23 protein-coding genes and 2 riboswitches are annotated in these 23,459 nt (G+C 57.2%); of the genes, 7 read left to right on the top strand and 16 right to left on the bottom strand.

Annotation, left to right across the window (positions count from 1 at the left end):
- Positions 1–21: 21 nt before the first annotated feature.
- Positions 22–1,374 carry a PSP1 domain-containing protein gene (locus tag N1030_RS02295; protein WP_265827410.1) on the bottom strand — a complete coding sequence of 451 codons (1,353 nt, stop codon included), beginning with the start codon at positions 1,372–1,374 and terminating at the stop codon, positions 22–24.
- A gap of 220 nt (positions 1,375–1,594) precedes the next feature.
- Here N1030_RS02295 and N1030_RS02290 point away from each other — a divergent pair, with 220 nt between their 5' ends.
- Positions 1,595–2,155, top strand: a complete 561-nt coding sequence (locus tag N1030_RS02290; protein ID WP_265827409.1) for an HDIG domain-containing metalloprotein — start codon at positions 1,595–1,597, stop codon at positions 2,153–2,155.
- Positions 2,156–2,172: 17 nt separating this feature from the next.
- Entirely contained in the window at positions 2,173–3,132 is a 960-nt protein-coding gene (locus tag N1030_RS02285) for a glycosyltransferase (protein WP_265827408.1), read from the top strand.
- Between the two features lie 69 nt (positions 3,133–3,201).
- Here the strand turns inward: N1030_RS02285 and N1030_RS02280 are convergent, their stop codons facing one another.
- From N1030_RS02280 to thiS, 7 genes are all read right to left on the bottom strand, one after another.
- Positions 3,202–3,987 carry a substrate-binding periplasmic protein gene (locus tag N1030_RS02280; RefSeq protein ID WP_265827407.1) on the bottom strand — a complete coding sequence of 262 codons (786 nt, stop codon included), beginning with the start codon at positions 3,985–3,987 and terminating at the stop codon, positions 3,202–3,204.
- 81 nt (positions 3,988–4,068) lie between these two features.
- Positions 4,069–4,863 (bottom strand): substrate-binding periplasmic protein, encoded by a 795-nt coding sequence (locus N1030_RS02275; protein ID WP_265827406.1) that lies wholly within the window; start codon positions 4,861–4,863, stop codon positions 4,069–4,071.
- Positions 4,864–5,184: 321 nt separating this feature from the next.
- A complete protein-coding gene (thiE, locus tag N1030_RS02270; RefSeq protein WP_265827405.1) occupies positions 5,185–5,820 on the bottom strand; it encodes a thiamine phosphate synthase in 636 nt (211 codons plus the stop codon).
- 30 nt (positions 5,821–5,850) lie between these two features.
- Positions 5,851–6,573, bottom strand: a complete 723-nt coding sequence (gene thiF / locus N1030_RS02265) for a sulfur carrier protein ThiS adenylyltransferase ThiF (RefSeq protein ID WP_265827404.1) — start codon at positions 6,571–6,573, stop codon at positions 5,851–5,853.
- 12 nt (positions 6,574–6,585) lie between these two features.
- Positions 6,586–7,710, bottom strand: coding sequence for a 2-iminoacetate synthase ThiH (gene thiH, locus N1030_RS02260; RefSeq protein WP_265827403.1), 1,125 nt, complete (start codon positions 7,708–7,710; stop codon positions 6,586–6,588).
- 3 nt (positions 7,711–7,713) lie between these two features.
- Positions 7,714–8,502 carry a thiazole synthase gene (locus N1030_RS02255; protein ID WP_265827402.1) on the bottom strand — a complete coding sequence of 263 codons (789 nt, stop codon included), beginning with the start codon at positions 8,500–8,502 and terminating at the stop codon, positions 7,714–7,716.
- A complete protein-coding gene (gene thiS, locus N1030_RS02250; RefSeq protein ID WP_265827401.1) occupies positions 8,502–8,702 on the bottom strand; it encodes a sulfur carrier protein ThiS in 201 nt (66 codons plus the stop codon). Before thiS ends, N1030_RS02255 begins: the two co-directional genes overlap by 1 nt.
- A 57-nt stretch (positions 8,703–8,759) precedes the next feature.
- Positions 8,760–8,871: riboswitch (TPP riboswitch) on the bottom strand.
- Positions 8,872–8,939: 68 nt separating this feature from the next.
- Positions 8,940–9,056, bottom strand: a riboswitch (TPP riboswitch).
- A gap of 157 nt (positions 9,057–9,213) precedes the next feature.
- On the opposite strand from thiS, the gene N1030_RS02245 reads away from it, so the two are divergent.
- The gene (locus N1030_RS02245) at positions 9,214–9,882 is read left to right on the top strand and encodes a hypothetical protein (protein WP_265827400.1); all 669 of its coding nucleotides are present in this window, start codon (positions 9,214–9,216) and stop codon (positions 9,880–9,882) included.
- 79 nt (positions 9,883–9,961) lie between these two features.
- Here N1030_RS02245 and N1030_RS02240 read toward each other — a convergent pair whose 3' ends face one another.
- From N1030_RS02240 to N1030_RS02220, 5 genes are all read right to left on the bottom strand, one after another.
- Complete coding sequence (locus N1030_RS02240) at positions 9,962–10,867, bottom strand: isoaspartyl peptidase/L-asparaginase family protein (protein WP_265827399.1); 906 nt, start codon at positions 10,865–10,867, stop codon at positions 9,962–9,964.
- Positions 10,868–11,005: 138 nt separating this feature from the next.
- Positions 11,006–12,928, bottom strand: a complete 1,923-nt coding sequence (gene glgB / locus N1030_RS02235) for a 1,4-alpha-glucan branching protein GlgB (protein ID WP_265827398.1) — start codon at positions 12,926–12,928, stop codon at positions 11,006–11,008.
- Between the two features lie 19 nt (positions 12,929–12,947).
- On the bottom strand, positions 12,948–14,399 hold the full coding sequence (gene glgA / locus N1030_RS02230; RefSeq protein WP_265827397.1) for a glycogen synthase GlgA: 1,452 nt from the start codon (positions 14,397–14,399) through the stop codon (positions 12,948–12,950).
- A 165-nt stretch (positions 14,400–14,564) separates the two neighbouring features.
- Positions 14,565–15,017 carry an NUDIX hydrolase gene (locus tag N1030_RS02225; RefSeq protein WP_265827396.1) on the bottom strand — a complete coding sequence of 151 codons (453 nt, stop codon included), beginning with the start codon at positions 15,015–15,017 and terminating at the stop codon, positions 14,565–14,567.
- A 328-nt stretch (positions 15,018–15,345) separates the two neighbouring features.
- Positions 15,346–15,984 (bottom strand): L-threonylcarbamoyladenylate synthase, encoded by a 639-nt coding sequence (locus N1030_RS02220; protein ID WP_265827395.1) that lies wholly within the window; start codon positions 15,982–15,984, stop codon positions 15,346–15,348.
- 189 nt (positions 15,985–16,173) lie between these two features.
- On the opposite strand from N1030_RS02220, the gene N1030_RS02215 reads away from it, so the two are divergent.
- The gene (locus tag N1030_RS02215; RefSeq protein WP_265829122.1) at positions 16,174–16,644 is read left to right on the top strand and encodes a 23S rRNA (pseudouridine(1915)-N(3))-methyltransferase RlmH; all 471 of its coding nucleotides are present in this window, start codon (positions 16,174–16,176) and stop codon (positions 16,642–16,644) included.
- 3 nt (positions 16,645–16,647) lie between these two features.
- Here N1030_RS02215 and N1030_RS02210 read toward each other — a convergent pair whose 3' ends face one another.
- On the bottom strand, positions 16,648–17,142 hold the full coding sequence (locus N1030_RS02210) for a type II secretion system protein GspG (RefSeq protein ID WP_265827394.1): 495 nt from the start codon (positions 17,140–17,142) through the stop codon (positions 16,648–16,650).
- A 28-nt stretch (positions 17,143–17,170) separates the two neighbouring features.
- Entirely contained in the window at positions 17,171–19,306 is a 2,136-nt protein-coding gene (locus tag N1030_RS02205; protein ID WP_265827392.1) for an STT3 domain-containing protein, read from the bottom strand.
- 283 nt (positions 19,307–19,589) lie between these two features.
- Here N1030_RS02205 and N1030_RS02200 point away from each other — a divergent pair, with 283 nt between their 5' ends.
- The gene (locus N1030_RS02200; RefSeq protein WP_265827390.1) at positions 19,590–19,811 is read left to right on the top strand and encodes a hypothetical protein; all 222 of its coding nucleotides are present in this window, start codon (positions 19,590–19,592) and stop codon (positions 19,809–19,811) included.
- Here the strand turns inward: N1030_RS02200 and rsmG are convergent.
- Entirely contained in the window at positions 19,772–20,464 is a 693-nt protein-coding gene (gene rsmG, locus N1030_RS02195; protein ID WP_265827389.1) for a 16S rRNA (guanine(527)-N(7))-methyltransferase RsmG, read from the bottom strand. The two genes, N1030_RS02200 and rsmG, sit on opposite strands and share 40 nt — an antisense overlap.
- 200 nt (positions 20,465–20,664) lie before the next feature.
- Here rsmG and N1030_RS02190 point away from each other — a divergent pair, with 200 nt between their 5' ends.
- Complete coding sequence (locus N1030_RS02190) at positions 20,665–21,618, top strand: ACP S-malonyltransferase (RefSeq protein ID WP_265827388.1); 954 nt, start codon at positions 20,665–20,667, stop codon at positions 21,616–21,618.
- Between the two features lie 184 nt (positions 21,619–21,802).
- Entirely contained in the window at positions 21,803–23,458 is a 1,656-nt protein-coding gene (argS, locus tag N1030_RS02185; protein WP_265827387.1) for an arginine--tRNA ligase, read from the top strand.
- Position 23,459: the final 1 nt, after the last annotated feature.

The raw sequence follows: 23,459 nt of genomic DNA, 5'->3' as shown, positions 1-23,459 counted from the left end.
GCCGTAGCGACATCCCGCCCGCTAGTCTTCACCACCGGAAGAAGGACGACGTTTACGCTTGCGGCGGCCCCTGCTGGTCTTTCTGGCTGCGGGATCTGCGCTCTTCACCGGCTTGCGCAGGGGGGCAAGGCGCGCGTCCTTTGCAGGCTTCTCCGGGGCTTTACCTTCCGATGCAGCACTCTGCGGCGCAGTGTTGTCAGACGCTGCCTGAGCAGGAACTTCTGCTGCAGGGGCCTGCTGAGCCGTCTGTGCCGCTTCGCCTGAAGAAGCGGGCTCGGCAGCCCCCTCTTCCGCGCTACCCTGAACACCTGCCTCAGCAGGTCCGGCAACGGTTTCATGGGGAACAACCGGGGGGATAGCCGCTGCCGCGCTCCCGGAACCGGCTTCGGGCCCGCTGGCCGCATCCGCTGCTGCGGCTGCAATGCCAGGCGCAGCCACTACATCACCAGCCCCTTTTTCAGAAGAATCCTGTCCTTCGCCTTCAGCAGCCTCTTCAGCCGCACGCTCGGCTTCCCGAGCAGCGCGCTTCGCTGCGGCACGGGCCTGATCCTGCTTGGCCTGATCCGGACGGGAGGGCTTGAGCTGTTCCCAATCTTCCAGAGGAATTTCCTTCTCTTCATTGGACTCGGTCAGCACGGCAATGCTGTTACGGAACATGTTGGCGCGCAGCACCTTAACCGACCCGTCTGCAGTCTGGTACTTCTTGCCCAGCTTGGGACAGGCGCGGTAAAATTCTTCGTAGTTTTCCTGCTCGTAGGAAAGGCAGCACAAGAGACGGCCGCATATGCCGGATATCTTCGCAGGGTTCAGGAACAGGTTCTGTTCCTTGGCCATCTTGATGGTCACCGGCGCAAAGGTACGCAGGAACTGACGGCAACAGCACACCATACCGCAGTTGCCCACAGCCCCGATCATCTGGGTCTCATGGCGCACGCCGATCTGACGCAGTTCAATACGGGTACGGTAGTTCTTGACCAGATCCTTGACCAATTCGCGGAAATCGATACGGGCGGGAGCGGTGAAATAAAAGACGATTTTGCTGCGATCAAAGTAGACTTCAACGTCCACCAGCTTCATCTCAAGATCGCGGGAACGGATGCAGTCCACGCAAAACTGACGCGCCTCGCGCGCAAGCAGTTCATTTTCCTGATCCCGTTCAAAGTCCTCGCTTACCGCGAGACGATGGACAGGCTTGATTTCTTCGGTTTCGGCATCTTCCGGCACATCGTCACGGATGGAGACAATGGTACCGAGCCCCTGTCCCTGATCAGTCTTGACGATCACCTTGTCGCCGATGGCAACCTCGAAATCACTTTTTTCAAAATAATATATCTGTCCGTATTCACGGAACTTAATACCAAGAATAGATCCCATCGGCCTTCTCTTTTTGCCGCACAGGGCAGTAGCTGGATATATGGCACGCCAAAGAAAATACTCTCCGGCAATTTATCATTCATGCAAACAACCCCTTCTTTTCGACTTTTATGAGAGCTGTGTCAACAAAGCGAATATATGGTTGTCATCTGCGACGATCGAGATTATGAGAAAACTTTCACAGGCCGGTACTCAAGCTCCGGCCGATCTGGAGATGTTGATGATCACTCGTGATGAAGCCTACCAACTATTGTTGAGTCTGCAGCCGGAACAACATCTGGTGTACCACGCGCTGACCTCGGAAGCCGTCATGCGCCATCTGGCTGTCGAACTGAAGGAAGATGCAGATATCTGGGGCCTCACCGGCCTGCTGCATGACATCGACTTTCCCCGCACCAAGGACACCCCGGAACAACACGGGTTGCTGGCCATGGAACTGCTGAACGACGCACTGCCCGAGGAAGCGCTTTCCGCCATCCGTGCCCACAACTCCGAATACACCAATCACATGCCGACAACCCGTCTCGATTATGCTCTGCGTTGCGCAGAAAGCGCGACGGGACTGGTCTGCACCAACGCCCTTGTCCGCCCTGAAGGCATGAACGGCATGGAGCCAAAGAGCCTCAAAAAGAAGATGAAGGACAAGGCGTTTGCGGCGAGTGTAAACAGAGACCGCATCAGGGAATGTGAAAAACTCGATATGGAACTGGGAGTGTTCTTTCAAATCGCCATTGATGCCATAACGCCTATCGCCGGCAGTGTGGGGCTGGTGAAAAGCTAATCAAGGAAAATCAGACAATGAAAATCTCTTTTGTCATCGTTGCAAAGAATGTGAAGAAGTTCATCGGAAGCTGCCTTGAATCCGTTCATGAAACGGCTACCGACCTTGCTCCTCTCGGCGTTGAAAGCGAAATCATCGTGGTGGACAACGCCTCATCCGACCAGACTCCGGAAGCAGCCAAGAGCGCCTGCTCTGAAATCACCCTCATCCGTAACACCGGCGACAAGGGTTATGCCGCCGCTGCCAACCAGGCCATTCAGGCATCCTCCGGCGACCTGGTGTTCTTCGTCGCCCCGCAGGTAGCACTGGAAGCCGGTTCCGCACGCCGACTGCTCGACTACATGGAAACCAACACCAGCTGCGGCATTGCCGGCGGCCGTATCGTGGACCAGAAAGGCTTCGGCCTCAAGGGTGCACGCCGTCTGCCCGGTTGCGTTTCCAAGATCGTTTCCGCTTTCGGCATTCCCTGCCGTTGCAAGGGCAAGGCAACCCAGCCCAAGGAAGTTGCCGCAGTAACGTTCGCCTTTGCCGTTGTGCGCAAGGCTCTGCTCTGCAACATCGGCAAGCTGGATGAACGCTTCTTCGGCGGCTACGCCGACATGGACCTGTGCCGCCGCGCCCACAAATCGCTGAACCCTGTCTGGAAGGTGTCCTTTGTTCCCCAGGCCAGCGCCAAGGTAGTGGACAAGTTCGCCATGAAAAGCGAACCCGCAGATTTCTCCCTGTACGGCGAAAGCGTTGTTCGCGCACGCACCAGAAGCGAACAGATGTACTTCTGGAAGCACTTCTGCTCCCTGACCGTGCTGTTCTTCGCCATGGTAGACATTGCTGCCCATTCCGTACGTTTCAGCATCAACCTGCTGCCCAAGATCGGCTCCGCCGACAAGCGCGACTACCACTGCACCGTGGTTCGCGAAACGGCAAAGGCCATGCTGGACACCCAGCTGGGCAGCCAGTTCCCCACCACTCCCTGGTAATCAGCGAGTCCCTGACAATAAAGAAAGGCCGCCCCCGGGGCGGCCTTTTTCATTTCAACCTAACATTGCCTATTCCGCAAACAGGACAGTCATGCCGGGCTTGCCCCCCTGATCCATGTAACGGCGCAGACAGGTCTCCCAATACCCTTCCGCCAACATCTGCTTCACCACCTCGGCAACCCGCTTGCGCCTTTCAAAAAGCGGAGAGTTGCGTGATATTGTCAGAAACACTTCACGCGATTCATCGTACCGGAAAGGAGCCTTCACAATGCGTCCTCCTTCCGGATGTCTGGAGATAACGTAGTCCCCCACCACTTCAGTCTGAATGAGCACATCTACCCGGCTGTTCAGCAGCTTTTTCAAATTCTGCTCAAAGGAAACGACTTTCTCTTTCCGTATACAAGGATCGGAATCAAACCGGGGAAAATAACTGACTCCGCCGATGACTCCCACGGTTTTTCCGTAAAGCTCCTCGTATCCCGTAATGGACTTTCCTTCTCCGGCCAGAGTGTAGAAAGCCTTCGCAGCAGCTTTTTTATACGCCGGTTCCACAAAATACATGAAGGATTCCCGGTCTGCCTGACGCAACATCCCTATCATCATATCAATGGAGCCAGTCTGCATTCTATCCAGACCACGCTCAAAGGGGGAGCCAACATACTCAACAGAAACACCGAGACGCGAAGCGAGTTCGTCCAAAAAATCGATATCTATGCCGTACTTGGTTCCATCATCGCGGGTCATGCGGTACGGCGCAAATTCCGTATATGCAACCTTGATTACATCGGCCCATGCCGCCCCGTGCAACCAAACGAAAAACAACGAGACAAAAAAAATCCGCACCCAAACCTTCATAAAAAATCACTCCGTTACACATAAAGCAGGCCAAACCTCCCCATGATCCGGCCCACAATCAACACAAAAGAAACCAGAGCGTTACAACGCGTTTCCATCCTCTTGCAACTGCCCCCAAAAGTCCTGAAAAAGCTCCGCCAACACGCCTTCTTTCCTCATCATTGCAAGATGTCGGGAAAATTCACCGAGCCTGTGCGCATGCTGTGAGTGTTTGGACAAGGTTATGAATGCATCCTGCGGCTGTTCAAACCGATACTGCGCGAAACGAATGCTCTCTTCCACCCTCTCCCGCTTCAAGTAAAAGCGTACGGCCGTTTCCTCACCAATAAAGGCATCCACTCTGTTTTTCATAAGCTTCTCGATATTCTGGCGAATGCTGAGCACGGCATACTTGTTAAGAGTCGTGTCTTCATCAAACCTCGGGAAGTAGCGTGCACCATTGGAAACGCCCACAATCTTGCCCTGCAAATCCCCATAACGTTGCAGCATATTTTCCATTCCTGCACGCACGCAGAATACATACCGCGCTCCGGAAGAGTAGGCTGGCTGGAGATAGTGCATATAGGATTCACGCTCCGGTCTGCGCAGCACACCGATCATAAGATCGATCCGGCCATCCTCCATGGACTTGAGGTTTCTGATAAACGGCGCGTGGACGAACTCCGGCTCCAGATTCATTCTCCGGCACAGTTCACGGAGAAATTCTGTTTCAACACCCCGCTCTTCCCCCGGTTCGTTCCCCATCCGCATTGGAGGCAATTCGCTGAAGCCTATTCTGATAACGCCCCGCACTACAAGATCATTGCCCGCATTAGCTTTGCCCACCCCCAGCAGGCACAACGCCATCAAGCAATACACAAGAACACCACGCTTCATATTCCTATCCCGACTATATAACGGCACACGTCTCATTTTTTTTCAAAACTATTGATAACACCCCAATACACGTATCGGGTGGTTATCCTTGTGCGCTCAAACACAAATTGGTTTGTCCGGCAAGGGAAATACGCAAAACCGATATAAAGTGCAACACATTACTTTTGCAGTAATACTGCCCTACCGCAGTGCAAAACCCAGCAGAACAACACCTGCAACACACCGAAAGAAAAGGCACAATCACATAAAGTGATTGTGCCTCGTTCCACATCAACACAACAATCTATATTGTAAAGAAATGTAAAACCCAGCCCTCAGTCACTACCGGGCCGATGCAATCTCAGCCCGCAACCTTGCGACCATGGCACCAATATCCGCAGCGCCGACAATCTCGGAAACAAGCGCACAGCATCGGGCGCCATGCCGGACAACATCCGCCACGTTATGCAGCTTGATCCCGCCTATGGCCACATGCGGAACGTCATGGTTGTTCACGACATACTCAAGGTAGTCATATCCTACAGGAGCGCAGACATCCTTCTTGGTCTTGGTGGCAAAAATGGGCCCCACGCCGATGTAGTCCGCACCTCTGGCTATGGCGTCGCGACATTGCTCGGGCGAATGGGTTGAAAGACCGATGATCTTGCCGGGACCGATCAAGCGACGCACATCCTCGACCGGAATGTCCTCCTGCCCCACGTGCACGCCGTCGGCATCTACGAGCATGGCAATATCCACATGGTCGTTCACAATGAAGGTACATCCGGCCTCGCGGGTCATACGGCGAAGTACGACACATTCTTCAAGCATGGCCCCAGCCTTCTTATCCTTCTCGCGGTATTGCAGAACCTTGATGCCCGCCTTGAGCATGGCGTCAACCACCTCAATGGTGGACCGCCCCGCGGAAAGCCCTTCATCGGTCAGAGCGTAAATATCGGTATCGAGAATGCGCTGCACGGCAACCTCCTGAAAAACTACTACGAATTGCTATTCGGACCTGCATGACCCGAGAATATGAGCAAGCACGGCATCCGCCTGCATGGCCGCGACCATGGTCACACGCGGTGCCATGGGCGGCATTGCTGCTATGTCACTGACAAAATCACCCACAAAAGCTGCGACATCACGAACGCGTCGCGTACGCATGTCCGGCCCGCCCCATCCGGCCATGCCGGATGCCGAAACAAAGAAATCCTTGCGTCCCATGAACGCCTCGGCCAGCATCTTCTTGCCGTCCACACCGTCCAACGCCTCCACCACGATGGAGCATTCGGCAAAGACGTCCGACACGTTGTCTTCAGTCAGTTCAAGGCGGTGGACGACGACTCGAATCTCCGGATCAATGGCCTGCAGATTATCCCTGAGCGCAGCCACCTTGGAACGTCCGGTCTGGTCGGCAAAAAAGAACTGGCGATTGAGATTGGAAGGTTCAATGGAATCATGATCGGCAATGACGAAATGTCGAACGCCGGAACGGGCAAGCATCATGGCGCAGTTGGACCCGAGCCCTCCGGCACCGGCTATCCCCACGGTCGCAGAGCCAAGCCGTTCCAACTGCGACGCGGAAAGATAGCGCCGCAATCCGGCCTGAAGCGTGGATTCCTGAACTGACTCTTCCATGAAATCGCCCCCGGCATTCTGAACTGCCCCGCGCTCATCCGCTTTCGGGGCACATGCCTTGATGTCTGTTCCGGCTGCCTGATCGGACATGCAGACTACCAGCTAACCGGCCACCGCTGCATCTTCCAGCGGTTCCCAGTCCTTGAATACGGGTTGGTACCCGCGCGCACGGATGGCCGCACACATCTCGTCCACACTGCGCGGATCGGAAATCTCGAACTGCCCCACTTCCTCTTCCTCGCTGGTATGCCCGCCCACAGCCGTTGTCACGCCTGCAGACATGCGCGTCACGCCAAGGGGAATAAGGTTGTCGCGGAAGGAAGGCGCTTCGCGGGTGGAAATGGTGATACCGCAACGAGGCAGGAAAATCCGCTGGGCAAGCATGATCTGCACCAGCTCCCTGTCGCTGACGATGGATTCGGGCTGGAATTCGCCTGCATGGGGACGCATGCGCGGGAAGGAAATGGCAATGTCCGTCTGGGGGTACGCGAACTGCAGGTAATGCGCATGCAAGCCAGTAAAGAAGGCATCCTTGCGCCAGACGTCAAGGCCGAGCAATGCGCCGATGTTGACCACGCGCATGCCCGCTTTGCATGCCCGCTCCGGCGCATCCAGCCGGAACCGATAATCGCTCTTGGGGCCTGCAGGGTGCAGCGAGGGATACAGCGCCGCGTTGTAGGTCTCCTGAAACAGGGTCATGCTGTCCACGCCACAGGATATGAGATATTCATACTCATCCTGCGTCAGGGCGAACACTTCCACACCGATGGAGGGAAACAAGTCGCGCAACAACTTTGCAGCGTGGCCTATGTATTCCACAGATGCGATCTTGGGAGCCTCGCCGGTCAGAAGAAGCAGTTGCTTCAACCCCGTTGCCTCAATGACTTCCCCTTCCCTGCGAATCTGCGCGTCATCCAGTTTGGTACGGCGTATGGTGTTGCGGGTATTGAACCCGCAGTACACACACTGGTTGGTGCAGAAGTTGGAGATGTACATGGGCGTGAACAGCTGGATAGTCCTGCCGAAATGCTGAACCGTCAACTGGTTGGCCCGCTGTGCCATGGCTTCAAGCTGCCCCGCCGCTGCCGGAGACAGCAGCACGAGATAATCTTCGGCGGACAGCGTCCGGCGCGAAAGAGTCCGTTGCACATCCGCCACGGTTACCCGATCCATCATGCCGGCAATGTCCTTACCGGCATACTGTTCCATGACCTGTGCAAACGACATTGCTTATTCCCCGAGAAAACCGGTTAACGGTGAAGAGGCCGAGGCCGCGCCGGTCAACACCGGTCCCGCCTTGGCAAGAAACGCCTGACGGCCTGCGCGCACGGCAGCGCCGAAGGCTTCCGCCATGATCACGGGATCGCCCGCAGTGGCAATGGCGGTATTCACGAGACAGGCATCTACGCCCATCTCCATGGCGTCGCAGGCTTCGGAAGGCTTACCGATGCCCGCATCCACCACGATGGGTACATCGAATTCCTCAATGAGAATGCCGATCATCTCGCGGGTACGGATGCCACGGTTGGTGCCGATGGGGGCACCAAGAGGCATGACTGCCGCAGCGCCGGCGTTCACGAGGTCGCGGGCCACATACAGGTCCGGATTCATGTACGGCAGCACCACGAAGCCTTCCTTGGCCAGAATCTCGGTTGCACGGGCGGTCTGATAACCGTCGGGCAACAGATACCGGTTGTCGGAAATAACTTCGATCTTAATCCAGTTGCCACATCCGGCGGCGCGAGCCAGCCGGGCGATGCGAACCGCCTCTTCGGCATCGCGCGCGCCGGAAGTGTTGGGCAGGAGCTGCATATGCTTAGGAATGTGCTGCATCACATTCCCCGCAGCGGCGTTCATATCCACCCTTCTCAGGGCCACGGTAATGACCTGCGAACCGGAAGCGCGACACACATCGGGGATGACCGTATCAGAGCCGTATTTCCCGGTACCGGTGAACAGTCTGCTCTGAAGCTCGACGCCACCGATCACCAGAGGATCGTTGTTGTTGCTGTGTTCCATTAGCCCCCTCCTACGAAGTGCAGGATTTCGAGTTCGTCCCCGGCGGCAAGCCGGACGCTTCCAAGATCATCAGTCATTACGATGGAACGGTTATGCTCCACCACTACGGAACGCACATTCAGCCCCCTGCCCTCCAAAAATTCAAGCAGGGTCTGGCCATCCGCGCATTCGGTCGTTTCTCCGTTTACCCGAATAGTCATCCTTTCCTCCCGTTCCACGGCAGAAAAAAAGCCTGCCGTGAGGCAAGCCCATACTCCGCTCCCAGCGGACAGCTTCCCTCCGGCGGTACAAACCGCGTCAGGTTCAAGGGGTCTGGATACCATCCACTCTCAGCCTGCTTCTGTGCGTCAGGCTCCCCCAGCTTACACAATCGGGTCTTCCGGAAGGAAAAACCCCAATAAAAAAACGCCTACCTGAGAGGGTAAGCGTTACGGCAACATCAGTTGCTGCAGCTTCCCTACGCCGGTACCATCCGGTTCAGGTTCAAAGGGTCTGGGCCTAGCCCACTCTCAGCCGAACCATGAGTCATGGCAGCGGCTCCCCTAGCTGTTTGAATGCACAGTAATCAAACCGACATTCCGTGTAAAGGTATTTATGAAAGTGCCACAGTAAAGTGCAGACAACCATCTAATATTCCATCCTTCCCCTTGCATGGTAGCACGAAAAAAGATACCGTCACACGCAAAACATACGATCACTCCGGAGGTATTCATGAGTCTTCAGCTTTCCGCCCGCCGCCTTGTGCTTCCTGTATGCGCCCTGCTCGTGACACTGCTCGCAGCGTCTTACGCCCATGCCCACCGCGTGAACATCTTTGCCTGGGTGGAAGGTACAACCATTCATACGGAAGCCACGTTCAACAGCGGGAACAAAGCGCAGAAAAGTCATGTAACCGCCACTGACAAAGGAACCGGCGTGCTCATCGCGGAAGGCGACACCAATACGGAAGGAATCTGGAGCTTCACGCTCCCTGCCGACGTCCTGAGCCGCAAACCGGACATTCTGGTTTCGCTGAGTGCGGGCGAAGGCCACGCCAACACATGGCTCATTGCCGCTTCCGATTATGCAGACGCGACACCCGGCTCTGCCAGCTCCGCAGCACCGCAGGCGGCTTCAGACTCTGACGGCGACATGCCTCCCTTCATGGAAGACGCAGCTCCCGCGTCCGCTCCGGCAAGCTCCAACGTCAACGCAGATGAACTCCGACAGATTGTCACGCAGGCTGTGGACGCCGCACTGGAGAAGAAGCTCGCCCCCATCCGCCGCCAGCTTGCCGAAGAAGCGCAGCATGGCCCGACCGTGCAGGACATCATGGGCGGCATCGGATACATCTTCGGCCTGATGGGCATTGCCGCGTACATGAGAGCTCGCAAGAAATAACACAGGCTATCATTATGCAGAAAAAAGAAAGGCGGGACACTGCGTGTCCCGCCTTTTATATTTCAGTCCCGCCTGAAGCCTACTTGTCCTTGTGTACCGAGGCATGAATGGTGCCGTCCGGCAGAACAAAGGCATGGGCCATATGGTCGGTGTTGTGGAACACTCCATACTCGCCCTTGTTGTTGAGCATGATGATTCCGGCATGTCCCTGCACTCGTGTATGCAGCATCTCAATGCCCTTGCGGGCGGCGTCCATGGCTTCGTTTTCCGCCAGATACTCGCAGGCCGTGCGGCACATGAGGGTACGGATGATACCTTCGCCGAAGCCGGTGGCTGAAGCGCCGCCAAGCTGATTATCGCAGTATACTCCGGCACCGCATATGGGCGCATCGCCGACGCGACCAGGCCGCTTGCCCGGAGTACCACCGGTGGACGTGGCTGCGGCCATGTTGCCGTAGGCATCAATGGCAACGGCACCCACCGTGCCCTGCGGCACAGGCTTGAAAGCATTATGCGTGCAGTAGCCCTGCTGGTTGCAGATGGTTTCAAACAGCTTGAGTTCACGCTCCGTCACCAGAGCGCGTGGATCGCATTCCTTGAGCCCCTGTTCACGGGCAAAACGCTCAGCCCCTTCAGCCACAAGAAAGCAGAACTCGGTATCCATGAGCTTGCGGGCAATGTCCACGGGCGTCATGTACCGCCGCACGGCAGCAACTGCGCCAAAATTCAGGTCCCTGCCGTCCATGATGGAGGCATCCATCTCGATCTGCCCGTCGCTGTTGAGAACGGAACCGCGCCCCGCGTCGAAGGTGGGATCAATCTCCAACACGTTTACGGCCGTCTGCACGGCATCCAGCGCCGTGGCGCCACGCTGCAGCATGGACCATGCACGTTCCACAGCCTCATAACAGCCATCGATATGCGCCTGCTGACGGTCTGCGGGAATGGTCCATGCGCCGCCATGCACGATAATTTTCGGTTCCATATTCTCTCTTGCCTTGTTGTAAACGGATAATGCGAAAGCCGTTTCTACTGAGCAACCACCCAATGATCAAGAGGAAGACTGTGAAAACGAACAGATTCACACAGTCTTCCTCCGGCTTGCATCACACGCTATGAAGAATCAAACGTTGCCTGACGAAACGGGGGTGAAGCACAGGGCCGCAAGAGGCGGCAGAGTCAATTCCAGATAATGACCCCCGCAGAAGTGGTCCTTCTCCGCCACCACGATTCCATCGTTCCCCACGTTGGAGCCGCCGTAGTGTTCGCTGTCCGAATTGAGTTGCTCCTGCCACAACCCGCTGCCCGGACAGGCGATACGGTAGTGCTGACGAACAACGGGCGTGAAGTTGAATATCCAAAGCAGCGGTCGGGCGTTATGCGCCATACGCTGAAAGCTGATGACCGAGGCAGCGTAATCGGTGATATCAACCCAGCGGAAGCCGCTCCAGTCATGATCAGCCTGATGCATGGCCGGTTCGCGCATCAGCAGGCCGTTAAGGTCCTTCACCAGATTGCGGATACCTTCATGAGCGGGGAACTGACGCAGGCACCAGTCCAGCTCGCGCTCCTCGCTCCACTCGTTCCACTGCCCGAACTCGCCCCCCATGAAGAGCAGCTTCTTGCCCGGATGCGCCCACATGTAGCTGTAGAGCAGACGCAGGTTGGCCTGCTGCTGCCACATGTCGCCCGGCATCTTGGACAACAGCGCCCCTTTGCCGTGCACCACCTCGTCATGGGAAAGGGGCAGGACAAAGTTCTCGGAAAAGGCATAGAGCATGGAGAACGTCAGATTATTATGATGGTGCGGCCTATAGACGGGGTCCTTGCGCATATACTCCAGCATGTCGTGCATCCAGCCCATGTTCCACTTGAAGGTGAAACCGAGCCCACCCGCGTACAGCGGTCTGGAAACACCGGGCCATGCGGTGGATTCTTCAGCGATCATGCAGGCGCCGGGGAACTCGGCATGCACCACGCGATTCAGCTCTCCAAGGAAATCGATGGCTTCAAGGTTCTCCTTGCCGCCGTACATGTTGGGCAGCCATTCCCCGTCTTCACGGGAGTAATCGAGATAGAGCATGGAGGCCACGGCATCTATGCGCAGACCGTCAATATGGAACTCCCGCAGCCAGTACAGGGCATTGGCGAAGAGGAAGTTGCGGACCTCGTGCCTGCCGTAATTGAAGATATACGTCCCCCAGTCCGGGTGCTCGCCAAGACGTGAGTCCAGATGCTCATAAAGGGCGCTGCCATCAAAACGGCCAAGGCACCATTCATCCTTCGGGAAGTGGGCCGGAACCCAATCCAGAATCACCCCGATGCCTGCCTGATGGAACCGATCAACGAAATTCTTGAACATCTCCGGCGTGCCGAAGCGCGATGTGGGCGCATAGTAATGACTGGTCTGGTAACCCCACGACTGATCGAGCGGATGCTCGGCAATGGGCAGCAGCTCTATGTGGGTAAACCCCATTTCCTGTACGTACGGAATGAGCCGGTCGGCAATCTCGTCATAATTCAGGAACGGGCTGTGCTCTCCGTAGCCGTTGTGATGACGCATCCATGAGCCGAGATGCACCTCGTAAATGGAAACGGGGCCGTGCAGGGGCGCGCCCATGTCCTTGCGGTTCTGCATCCAGTCGCCATCCTGCCACTGGTGATTGTCGAGATCCCAGGTGACAGAAGCGATGCCGGGGCGCATTTCCGCATACAGGGCAACGGGGTCGGTCTTGTAGACAACGCGGTCATCTTCACCGCGGATACCGAACTTATAGAGCTCACCTTTGGACAGATCCGGCACAAACGCCGCCCATATGCCGGAGGATCCCACAGGATACAGGGGCATTTCGCCATAGCGCCAGTCATTAAAGGTTCCGGCCAGATGCACCTCCTGCGCATTGGGTGCCCAGACGGCAAACCTGTAACCGGCGGAATCATCCTGCACGACAGGATGTGCACCCAGAATACGATAAAGATCCCAGTGCTCTCCCTTGCCAAAGAGATACAGGTCGAAAGGCTCAAGAAAAGTAGGTAGCGTTTGCATTCGGGATGTTCCTCGGAAACTATTGCATTCCCAGTTCACGGTAGAGATCAATGTATTCGGCAGCAGAACGCTCCCATGTGAATTCCTGATGCATGGCCCGACGCACCATGGCCTGCCACGCATCCGGCATGGTACGCCACACGGTCACGGCCTCCATCACCGCCTCCAAAAAAGCCTGAGCTGTAGGCTGCTCAAAGATGAAGCCGGTGGCTTCCTTGTCGGGCCATGGAACAATGGTATCACGCAGTCCGCCCACCGCCGTAGCGACAGGCGGCGTACCGAAACGCAGGGCGTACATCTGCGTCAGACCGCAGGGCTCATAGGTGGAAGGCATGAGGAAGATATCGCAACCAGCCTGAATACGGTGCGCGAGGTCTTCCGTGTAACTGACTATGGTGGCGAGACGTCCGGGGAAATCTTCCATCATGTTCTGCAGACGGGCTTCCTTTTCAAGGTTCCCCTCGCCCAGCACCACAACCCCCACATCCTGCTTCAGCAATTGCGGGAGGATATCTATGAGCAGGTCCACGCCCTTCTGACGGCGCAGGCGGCCTATGAAGCCAAGAATCGGCTTGTCCTTCAACGAAGGATCAAGATGCAGTTCGTTGATGAGGTTCATCTTGCACGTACGCTTGCCCTTCAGGGCGTTCACTCCGTAGTTGCAGGGAATAAACTTGTTGTTCCCGGGGTTCCAGATGGAGTAATCCGCCCCGTTCAGAATGCCGTGCAGTTTATGTTGCCGCGCCCGCAACACGCCTTGCAGACCGCAGCCGAACTCCTCACTCAGAATCTCACGGGAATAGGTCGGCGATACGGTGGTAATCTTGTCGGCACAGGCAATGCCGCCTTTCAGGAAATTGAAGTCACCGTAGAATTCTACGCCATCCATGGACCATGCCTGCGGAGGCAGAGCCGCCCCTTCGAACAGGCGCGAAGAAAACCGCCCCTGAAAGGCGAGGTTATGGATGGTCATGACGCTGCGCGTATCCTGCCAGAAAGGATCGCTCTGCCGCCAGTAGTGCAGATAGGCAGGAACAAGCGACGCCTGCCAGTCATGCGCATGCAGTATGTAGGGCGCAGGCCCGAGGCGCTTCAGAAACTCCATGACCGCACGGTTGAAGAAAATGAAGCGCTCGGCATTGTCGAAATAATCACCCTTATGATCATTGTAGTAGAAACGCCGGTCGAAGAATTCGCTGCGATGCACGAAATAAACCGGCATCCCATGAAAATTGGCCTGAAAAATATCAGCGGTTATCGGGGCCCACGGATACCCCACATGGCAATCGGACCAAGCCAGATGCACACCGAATTCCGCCGATCCCAATCTGCCGTAAAAAGGTGTGACAACAGCAGTACGTATCCCCATTCTGTGCAGCGTCAACGGCAAAGCGCCGAGAACGTCACCCAAACCGCCCGTCTTGGAAAAGGGATAAATCTCCGACGTGATGAACACCACCTGAGGTCTCATCTGTATCCACACCTCTCCATTCTCTGGTTCAAACACCTTCCGCATTCGCCCGTCGGTTGCGGACTACCCCCAAAAATCAGGCAAACCGTCAGCACCGGACACAACCCTTACAGGATACCAAACCAGAAAAAGAACTCAATGATTTATAGCAACAACGTGCTCTTTTCATGCCTTGTCAGCAAGACGCTCCCGGAAGTCTTCCAATATCCGCCCGTGGTCAAAACATAGATGCGGAAGAGCGCTCAGCGGGAAAAAGCGCGCGGCTCCTGCATCATCACCTGCCGCCAAAGCAGACAGATCCTCAGCCTCGGCCATGAATACGCAACTGATGGTATGCAACCGCGCATCACGTGACGGGTCTGAATACACACCGAGCAATCCTGTCAACGTAACAGCGAGCCCTGTTTCTTCAGCAGCCTCACGAACAGCGGCTGCCTCCACTGTTTCGCCATAATCCACAAAGCCACCGGGCAAGGCCCAGCCTAAGGGAGGATTGTTACGTTCAATCAACAACACGCCCCGTTCCGGCTCATACACTATAACATCTACCGTCGGAACGGGATTACGATAGACTTTGACACGGTTCCCGCAATGCGGGCAAGCGGAATCACTGTTCATTTGAATACTCCTGCGCGGCCATCATACTACGAGCCCCCATCATACCCAAAGCGGAAAGAGCACAAAAAAAAGACGGCCTTTCGGGTGCCATCCCGCAAGGCCGTCCTTTTGCAAAAGAAAGAAGGTACTTATTTTAAAGCACATGTCATGCCAACGGACACAATCATCCGAAAAAAACAAGGTAACATACTGTTTTCAATGAATATCACCAGCAGCCAAGCCTAACAACCAACAGCCTGACAAGGTACAACAATTTGTACATCGGCAAACTGAGGGACAAAAATCTTAAACATCCGCTCAGCCCGGCTGTATACCCGGCACTCCGTGCCTAGCTGTGCACCATGAAACCCGCAGCCTGCAGATCGTCTTCGGTCACCGGCCCTTGCCGTACGATGCGCACAGCGTCCGGCCCCGCAATCTCCACAAGAGTGGAGGCCTTGCCTCCCCCCGGTGCAGGGGGCAGGTCCAGTACGCCCCCGGTGGCGGCAACCAATTCGTCATCAAGCCTGTCCGCCTCGGTGGTTGCAGGCCGCCCGCTGATGTTGGCACTGGTGGAAACAAGCGGCACGCCAGCCGACAGACACAGTTCACGGGCCACGGGGTGAGGAGAAAGCCGCACGGCCACCCTGCCGGTTTCGCCCGTCAAAATGGCAGGCACAGCCGCAGAGGCCGTTACGAGAATGGAAAGGGAGCCCGGCCAGAAGGCATCGGCCAACGCCCTCACGATATCCGACTGCACATCCGTGATCATGGACAGTTGTTCCCGGCTGCCGACAATCACCGGCAGGGGCATGGAGCCTGAGCGCTTCTTGGCCTGAAAGACCCGCTCAATGGCATAAACATCGAACGCGCTGCAGCCCACGGCGAAAAAGGTTTCCGTGGGATAGCACACAACTTCCCCGTTCTTCAGCTGTCTCACCGCCGCTTCCATGTCCAGCCGTTCCGGCAAACCTGTTGCTGTTGGCATCCGCGCTTCCCTTCTTCTGTTTATATCCTGAAAAAATGTGAACCGGATCCGGGGTTGCCCCCGCATCCCGCATCGGGTATTGAGCCAGCGCCGCCCTCACGGTACAATTCCGTGCAGCAAAGCAGGTTCCGCGCATCGGGCGACGGACACTCCTCCATGAAGCACCTTCTTACCACGCCACCCGAAGCCATGAAACATATCAAGCTGATCGTTGTCGGAAAAATCAAGGAACCCTTCTGGGCAGATGCGGCAGAACACTTCCGCAAACGGCTCGGTCACTCGATAAAGGTACAGGAGTGCATCGTCAAGGACGGCAACGCCAAGCTGCCTGTTGCGGAGCGCAATGCCGAGGAAGGCGAACGAATTCTCGCGGCCCTTGCCCCCACGGATATTCCCATCTGCATGGACGAACACGGCAAGACCTACACCTCGGTCAAGTTCGCCCGCTTTCTGGAAGACATCACGCTGGACGGCAACCGCACTCCCTGCTTCATCATCGGCGGAGCGTTCGGCCTCTCTCCAGCAGTACTGGCGGCCTGCCGCCACAAGATCAGCCTTTCCCCCATGACCTTCACACACGAAATGGCGCGCGTGCTGTTGCTGGAGCAACTCTATCGGGCCGATGCCATTTTGAAGGGCAGTCCCTATCACCACGAATAGGGTTCAGGGCTGCATATCAAGGCTGGAAATATCCTGATTCCGGCCGCCCCCACCGGGCAGCCCGTCTGCCCCGAGGCTGACCACGGCAAAGGGGCCTCCTTCCTCCGGATAGCGCAATACAAGCGGATGCCCCCAGGGATCTGCGAGGATGAAGCGTTCTCCCCCCTCCTCGGCCGCCAGAGAGAGAGGCAGATACCCCTCCTCGCGGGCGCATTCAGGACGGTCTCCCTGAATTCCTGCCTGCCAGCCAGCTTCGGCGTCTCCCTTCCAGTCGGAAGGCAGCAGAACGGCAAGCCCCTCAGACTCGGCAGGCAGCCTGCCGCAATCCGCCCTGAAAAACTCCACGGCACGGGCAACCGTCAGCAACTGCACCTTCAGAGACTGGTCGTGCCCTCCGGCGGGACTGTCCATACGATACCGCACGCCAAGCGCCACCAGCAGAAAGCATAGCACTGCGGCAAACGCCTCTCCGGCAGATACAGGAAAGCGTCTCTTCATAACGTTCTCCCGGGCAGCGAATCGGTTCCTACAACACCTCGAAGATTCGGGTGTGCCCGTTGCCATGCACCAGCCTGAAGTACGGCGCAATGAAAGGATCATCGGGCTTTCTCAGCAGCAACTGCACCATCATGGAATTGTACATGTGGGAATCCATTATGAACTGCGTGCCGGAAACAAGATCAAGCACAAGATGTATTCCAGGGAACTGCGCGTAGTTACGGTGCTCCGTTCCGGTTCCCCCGATGATGTCAGCGCTTTCCAGCGCCAGCGGGGTTGAATCTCCTGAAGCGGCCTCCAGAATATAGCCCTGATCCAGATCAGCGGATATCTGGCCCAGCCTACGGATATTATACCCCATCATGCGCTTTGAGGCAAAATCCCACGTGCCGAAACGGGTTATCCACGCCCCGAGCTTCAGGGAGTCCATGGACACCACAAGATACTGCTTTCTGGGCAGCGTCAATTTGAGGTCTCTGGACTCAAGGTCTGCAAGGATGGTGTTCACCTCCTGTGCATCCTTTCCCTTCCAGGCGTAGTACAGGTTGTCCCCGTTGTTCATGATGTACTTGATAAGCTGGTTGGCAAAACGCGGCGAATCGGTCGTATATATGGCCGCCGTGGGATACAGCCTGTCCGAGTTATGACGGGCCCCGTCGGAGTAGGTCCACTTGCGGGTGAAGAACTGCGTGGCATAGCCCCAGTCCCACCATGTCCAGATGGCCGCATCTGCGGGCGTTTCGGCCTCCACCGCCTTGAGCACCTGCACATGCGGCGCGGAAATGAAGGGCACATAGGGCACTCCGGCGAGCTGAAGCCATATGGGAACAGCCAGCAACACGGAAACTACGCAGGCTATGCCTGCCCGTACCAACGAACCGCCCAACCGCCCATTTCTGAAACGCAGCAGCAGATAATGCAGGGGCAAGGCTATTCCCAGCCCCACGGCCGGAGCCGCAAACATGATCATGCGTCCCCCCAGCTTGACGCTCAGCAGGCCGAGCACCAGCAGAGGGAACAACAAGGCTGCTGCCGGAGCCAGCCAGACGGCAGCAAGGAATCCGAGCAGCCCCAAAACCACGATGCCGGACACGGGATAGAGGTAGCCGAACAAGTCCCGCAGGGCCATGTTCTGCGCTTCTATGACGCTCTGCACAACGGCAGGAAAAGCTACCTTGAGACCGTAACGGGCGGCCTGACCGTCACTGGCGACAGGCTTGAGATAGAGATTGATGCGAAGCAGCACGGAGTGGAAAAAGGAGGCGTCCAGCCCCACCAGCACGATGCCCGCTGCCAGAATGAAGGGCGTGTAGCGATGTTCCAGAGGGCGCACCTTGAACCTGTCCGGAAAGACATGCAGGCCCAGCAGCAGAATGCCGAACAGGGTTCCGAGCCAACCGCCTCCCATGGGCAAGGCGTAGAGAGCAAGCCCTGTCAGCAGGGGAACCCGCCTGCCCCGCTGCCCAAGCAGCAGCACCAGTACAAGAGCGATCAGGGGAAAAATCTTGGAAAGGTACTGAAAAAAGACATGCCATGCCTGCATCTGCCAGCCAACAATGCCGGATAGCAGCAGAAGCCCCATAAGCAGCGGCGGAACCGCAAAGGCATCTTCAGCCGTTCCGCCTTGCTCTCCGCCCTTTCGAGCCCGCCATGCTTCCAGCGGCGCGAGAATCCTGCCGTGCAGCAAAGCTGCCGGTGCAAGCGTCAGCACCAGCGGCATGAGCAGCATGACGAGGTCGGTATCGTAAAAACCAAGCGTGGTCCGATACAAAAAGCCGGGGCACAACGCCGTGAACACACCGGCCACCATGCCCATCTCGGCGCAGCCCAGAACGGCTGCCCAGCAGACCACAGCCACGGCCACCAGACTAGCCATGACCGGCGGAGCCCAGAACGCCACACGTTCATAGGAAAGCCTCGTCATCTCGACAACCATTCGTGTCACATCAGACATGGGGTGCGGTCCGAAGGTTTGCGGATCAATGGCGCGGATAAGCCAGTTGTAGGCATCGTGGGTGCCGAGCAGGTATTCACCGTCCACCATGGTGATGCCGTCCGGCAAGGGGGAAGGCTGCAGCAGCCGGACGCCAAGCGAAAGGGCGTACGCGATGAGCGCGTAAAGGAGAATCCGTTTCCAATCGCACGCTGACGATTCGGCTTTCATGGGTATTCCTGCGGACTGACGGTTAAGGGCATGCACCGGACGGCGGCTTGAACAGAGGCATTACAGCCCCGCAGCAACCGTTCCGGATGCAATCCATCACGATTCCAAGAGATATATCGGCCGCTCCACATTTTGTAAAATGCTTCACGGCCGTGTTTTTTTCGGATAAGGAGTTGCCCGACGAGGCCGCGCAATCCGGACACCTTCCGGCAGGCGATCATGGTTCTACAGACAACCGCCCCGCGCCCGTCCATATCCAAAACTCAACCGCGAAGGAGCCGTCATGGCAGCGCTCAATCTGAAGTACCTGCAGGAACTCGGAGAATACATGTCCTCCGGCAACATGATCGAGGATTTTGAATACTCCCCTGAAGAACGCCGCTACGAGATGCTCGAATTCCTCGAAACCCTCATGGATATCGCCGAGCTTGCAGACGAGACCGCGACCAAGATGATCTTCAAGAATCAGCTGGAAGCGATGATCGGCGCCAACGCCCAGAAGTAACGGGTATCCGCGCCCACGGCATATTCGTGGCGGGCTTCCAGACGCCAGCCCTCCGGCAGCGTGGCAGGCACGTCTTCAATAGCCAGAATGATCACCCGCCCGGTGGGGGCCACGTTGCTTCCGGCAAAATCGAGCAGTTTTTCCCACGGCATGAAGGCCCGGCTGAGCAGAATGTCCGCAGGTTCCTGTTCGGCCATGAAGTCCTCCGCACGGCCACGGAACACATGGGTATTCGGCAGTTTCAGGCGGGCTACGGTCTGCTGCATGAACAGGGCGCGTTTCTCACGCACTTCCACAAGATGGTAGGTTCCCTTGCCCCAGACCACGCGCAGGGGAATGCCGGGCAGCCCCGCACCTGCGCCGAAATCCCAGCAGGATGGAGATTCAGGCAGGGAAAGGCTCTCCAGAAAACGCGCAAGATGCAGGCTATCCATAATGAGAGTACGCAGGGCCTCTTCCCATGAATAGGGGCCGATAAGGTTCATCACCTTATTCCACTTCAGCACCAGCGAAAGGTATTCCGCCAGTTGCTCAACCTGTCCGGTTTCGGGCGCAAAACCGCATTCCCGCACAATCCTCTCCACAGCCGAAACAGAAAGGGCTTCACCCTTTCCTGCCGCATTACGCCCAGCCCCTGCACTTTTGCGCTTCACAACGTATCCTTGTATCCGGCCACCAGACCGGCAATGATTGACATTCTTTTCATGCATGCAAGCCCTCTCCGGAATCGGAACCAGGCGCCGCAACGCCGATGCATACTGAACCAGAGCGGCACTTGCAAGCTGTTTACAGATACTCTATTACCACTGCACGCAAGACTCGTTGAACAAACACTCATCCCAGGAGAAGATACATGCCCCTGAATGAAGCATTAGCCATACTGTTCCCCGGCCAGGGTTCGCAGGAACCCGGCATGGGCAAGGATCTCGCCGAAGCCGATGCCGGCATCATGAACATCTGGAAGAAGGCCGAATCCATCAGCGGCATCGACCTGCGCGGCATTTACTGGGACGGTGACGAAGCCGAAATGGCCAACACCCGCAACCTTCAGCCCGCACTGACCGTGGTGAACATCGCCCTGTGGTCGCACGTTGCAGGCAAGGCTGCTCCCGCCTGCGCCGCAGGTCACAGCCTTGGCGAATTCAGCGCCCTTGCCGCTGCGGAAGCCCTGAGCGTGGACGCCGTTCTGGAAACGGTTTCCCTGCGCGGCAGGCTGATGTCTGAAGCCGATCCTTCCGGCATCGGCACCATGGCCGCCGTGCTCAAGCTTGAGCTTGCAGACGTCGAAGCCGTGGTGAAGGAATCCGCCGAGGCAGTGGGCGAAATGATCCGCGTGGCCAACTACAACACCCCCGGCCAGTTCGTGCTTTCCGGCACCAAGGCCGCCATTGCCGATGCCGCCGAACGCGTCAAGACCCGCAAGGGCCGCGCCGTGCCGCTGGCCGTTTCCGGCGCCTTCCACAGCCCGCTCATGGATGAGGCCGCCAAGGAGCTGGCCGCCCACATGGCCAAGCTGAGCTGGAACAAGCCCAAGTTCCCCGTCTACTGCAACGTGAACGGTTCTCCCGTTGCCGATGCCGCCTCTCTCAAGGAAATCATGCCGCGCCAGATGACCTCTTCGGTCATGTGGATCGACACCATCCGCAACCAGTATGGCGCAGGCATCCGCACCTTTGCCGAAGTCGGCCCCAAGGGCGTGCTTGGCAAGATGCTGGGCCAGATTCTCAAGCCCGTTGCCGACGCTTCCGAGTGGTCTTCCGTTTCCGTGGGCAACCTCGAAGCGGCTCAGGCCTATCTGAACGGCTAAACACCATACCATTGACTGTACCAGAATCATTGGCGGGGCCCGAAAACGGACCTCGCCAATGACCTCTTTTCATATGTTGCATTACGTGATATAAAAACAAGTTCGATCCGGGGTATGGAGACAGTCCGTACCCCGCTTTGCATATCACCAACAACAACTTTCATATATTCAGAGAATCGAAACAATGCGCGCAAAGAATCATCTGCTCACCACCCTCCAGACCATCGTGGAAGGCATGGACCTGACCTGGCCCGAAAAGGCCACCATCGAGCCCCCCAAGGACAAGCAGCATGGCGACATGGCTGCCAACATAGCCATGGTCCTCGCCAAGCAGGCTCACATGAGCCCGCGTGACCTTGCGGCCCGCATCGCTGGTGCCCTGCAGCAGAATGACCCGTTCATTGCCAATATCGACATCGCCGGTCCCGGCTTCCTCAACATCACCTTTACCGATGACTTCTGGCGCGAAACCGTCACCATCATCGAAAAGGCTGGCGACCGCTACGGCAGCGTCTCCTTCGGCAACGGCAAGCGTGCACAGGTGGAATACGTTTCCGCCAACCCCACCGGCCCCCTGCACATTGGTCACGGCCGCGGTGCCGCCGTTGGCGACAGCCTTACCCGCGTGCTGCGTTTCGCAGGCTACGACGTGGAAACCGAATACTACATCAACGACGCCGGTCGTCAGATGTATATCCTCGGCTTTTCCGTACTGTTCCGCGCCAAGCAGCTTTCCGGGCAGGACCTGCCGGACCCTGAAGATTTCTACCGCGGCGACTACATCAAGGACATTGCCGCCACCGTGCTGAAGCTGCACCCCAACCTCATGGAACTGCCCGAGCAGGAAGCGCTGGACATCTGCCGCGACTACGCCCTGAACGACATTCTTGACGGCATCAAGAAAGACCTTGCCGAGTTCAACGTCGAACATCAGGTATGGTTCTCCGAAAAGTCCCTGCTGGCCGAAGGTGCCGTGGACAAGACTTTCGACCGCCTGCGCGATGCCGGCCTTGCCTTTGAACAGGACGGCGCACTGTGGTTCCGCACCACCGATTTCGGCGATGACAAGGACCGCGTACTGAAGAAGTCTGACGGCCTGCTCACCTACTTCGCCTCCGACATTGCCTACCACGACAACAAGTACGACCGCGGCTTTGACCTGTGCGTCGACATCTGGGGCGCAGACCACCATGGCTACGTGCCGCGCATGCGCGCCGCCGTAGAAGCGCTGGGTAAGCCCAAGGAAAGCTTTGATGTCATTCTCGTGCAGCTTGTGAACCTGCTGCGCGGCGGCGAGCAGGTGGCCATGTCCACCCGTGCAGGCACCTTTGACACGCTGGAAGAAGTGGTCAGGGAAGTAGGCCGCGATGCCGCCCGCTTCATGTTCCTCTCCCGCAAGAGCGACAGCCATCTGGACTTTGACCTTGATCTGGTCAAGCAGCAGTCCATGGACAACCCTGTTTACTACGTGCAGTACGCCCATGCCCGTATCGCCTCGGTCATCCGCAAGGCGGAAGAACGCGGCATGACCGTACCCGAAAAGGCAACCCCCGAAATCCTCGCAGCTCTCGGCAGTGCGGATGAACTGGATATGCTGCGCCTGCTTGATCAGTTTGAGGACGTGGTCGAAGCCGCTGCCCGCCAGCTCGCCCCCCACCATGTCAGCTTCTATCTGCAGGATGTGGCCAGCGCGCTGCACCGATTCTATGCGAACAATCCCGTACTGAACGCCGGTGACGACGCCATCGTCGCCGCCCGCCTCGTGCTGCTCAAGAGCGTTGCCTGCGTCATCCGCAACGGCCTTGCTCTGCTTGGCGTAAGCGCCCCCGAATCCATGTAGG

Origin of the sequence: Desulfovibrio mangrovi (assembly GCF_026230175.1) — a bacterium.
GTDB lineage: Bacteria > Desulfobacterota > Desulfovibrionia > Desulfovibrionales > Desulfovibrionaceae > Halodesulfovibrio > Halodesulfovibrio mangrovi.
This window is presented reverse-complemented; position numbering and strand designations above follow the sequence as displayed.

Coding starts and splice junctions, on each gene's coding strand:
- N1030_RS02200 (WP_265827390.1), top strand. CDS start 19,590: ATGGCAGCGCTCAATCTGAAGTACCTGCAGGAACTCGGAGAATACATG.
- N1030_RS02240 (WP_265827399.1), bottom strand. CDS start 10,867: ATGGAACCGAAAATTATCGTGCATGGCGGCGCATGGACCATTCCCGCA.
- N1030_RS02220 (WP_265827395.1), bottom strand. CDS start 15,984: ATGCCAACAGCAACAGGTTTGCCGGAACGGCTGGACATGGAAGCGGCG.
- glgA (WP_265827397.1), bottom strand. CDS start 14,399: ATGAGACCTCAGGTGGTGTTCATCACGTCGGAGATTTATCCCTTTTCC.
- N1030_RS02280 (WP_265827407.1), bottom strand. CDS start 3,987: ATGAAGGTTTGGGTGCGGATTTTTTTTGTCTCGTTGTTTTTCGTTTGG.
- N1030_RS02245 (WP_265827400.1), top strand. CDS start 9,214: ATGAGTCTTCAGCTTTCCGCCCGCCGCCTTGTGCTTCCTGTATGCGCC.
- N1030_RS02275 (WP_265827406.1), bottom strand. CDS start 4,863: ATGAAGCGTGGTGTTCTTGTGTATTGCTTGATGGCGTTGTGCCTGCTG.
- glgB (WP_265827398.1), bottom strand. CDS start 12,928: ATGCAAACGCTACCTACTTTTCTTGAGCCTTTCGACCTGTATCTCTTT.
- thiF (WP_265827404.1), bottom strand. CDS start 6,573: ATGTCCGATCAGGCAGCCGGAACAGACATCAAGGCATGTGCCCCGAAA.
- thiS (WP_265827401.1), bottom strand. CDS start 8,702: ATGACTATTCGGGTAAACGGAGAAACGACCGAATGCGCGGATGGCCAG.
- N1030_RS02255 (WP_265827402.1), bottom strand. CDS start 8,502: ATGGAACACAGCAACAACAACGATCCTCTGGTGATCGGTGGCGTCGAG.
- N1030_RS02215 (WP_265829122.1), top strand. CDS start 16,174: ATGAAACATATCAAGCTGATCGTTGTCGGAAAAATCAAGGAACCCTTC.
- N1030_RS02190 (WP_265827388.1), top strand. CDS start 20,665: ATGCCCCTGAATGAAGCATTAGCCATACTGTTCCCCGGCCAGGGTTCG.
- argS (WP_265827387.1), top strand. CDS start 21,803: ATGCGCGCAAAGAATCATCTGCTCACCACCCTCCAGACCATCGTGGAA.
- N1030_RS02210 (WP_265827394.1), bottom strand. CDS start 17,142: ATGAAGAGACGCTTTCCTGTATCTGCCGGAGAGGCGTTTGCCGCAGTG.
- N1030_RS02290 (WP_265827409.1), top strand. CDS start 1,595: ATGATCACTCGTGATGAAGCCTACCAACTATTGTTGAGTCTGCAGCCG.
- N1030_RS02285 (WP_265827408.1), top strand. CDS start 2,173: ATGAAAATCTCTTTTGTCATCGTTGCAAAGAATGTGAAGAAGTTCATC.
- N1030_RS02225 (WP_265827396.1), bottom strand. CDS start 15,017: ATGAACAGTGATTCCGCTTGCCCGCATTGCGGGAACCGTGTCAAAGTC.
- N1030_RS02295 (WP_265827410.1), bottom strand. CDS start 1,374: ATGGGATCTATTCTTGGTATTAAGTTCCGTGAATACGGACAGATATAT.
- thiH (WP_265827403.1), bottom strand. CDS start 7,710: ATGTCGTTTGCACAGGTCATGGAACAGTATGCCGGTAAGGACATTGCC.
- N1030_RS02205 (WP_265827392.1), bottom strand. CDS start 19,306: ATGAAAGCCGAATCGTCAGCGTGCGATTGGAAACGGATTCTCCTTTAC.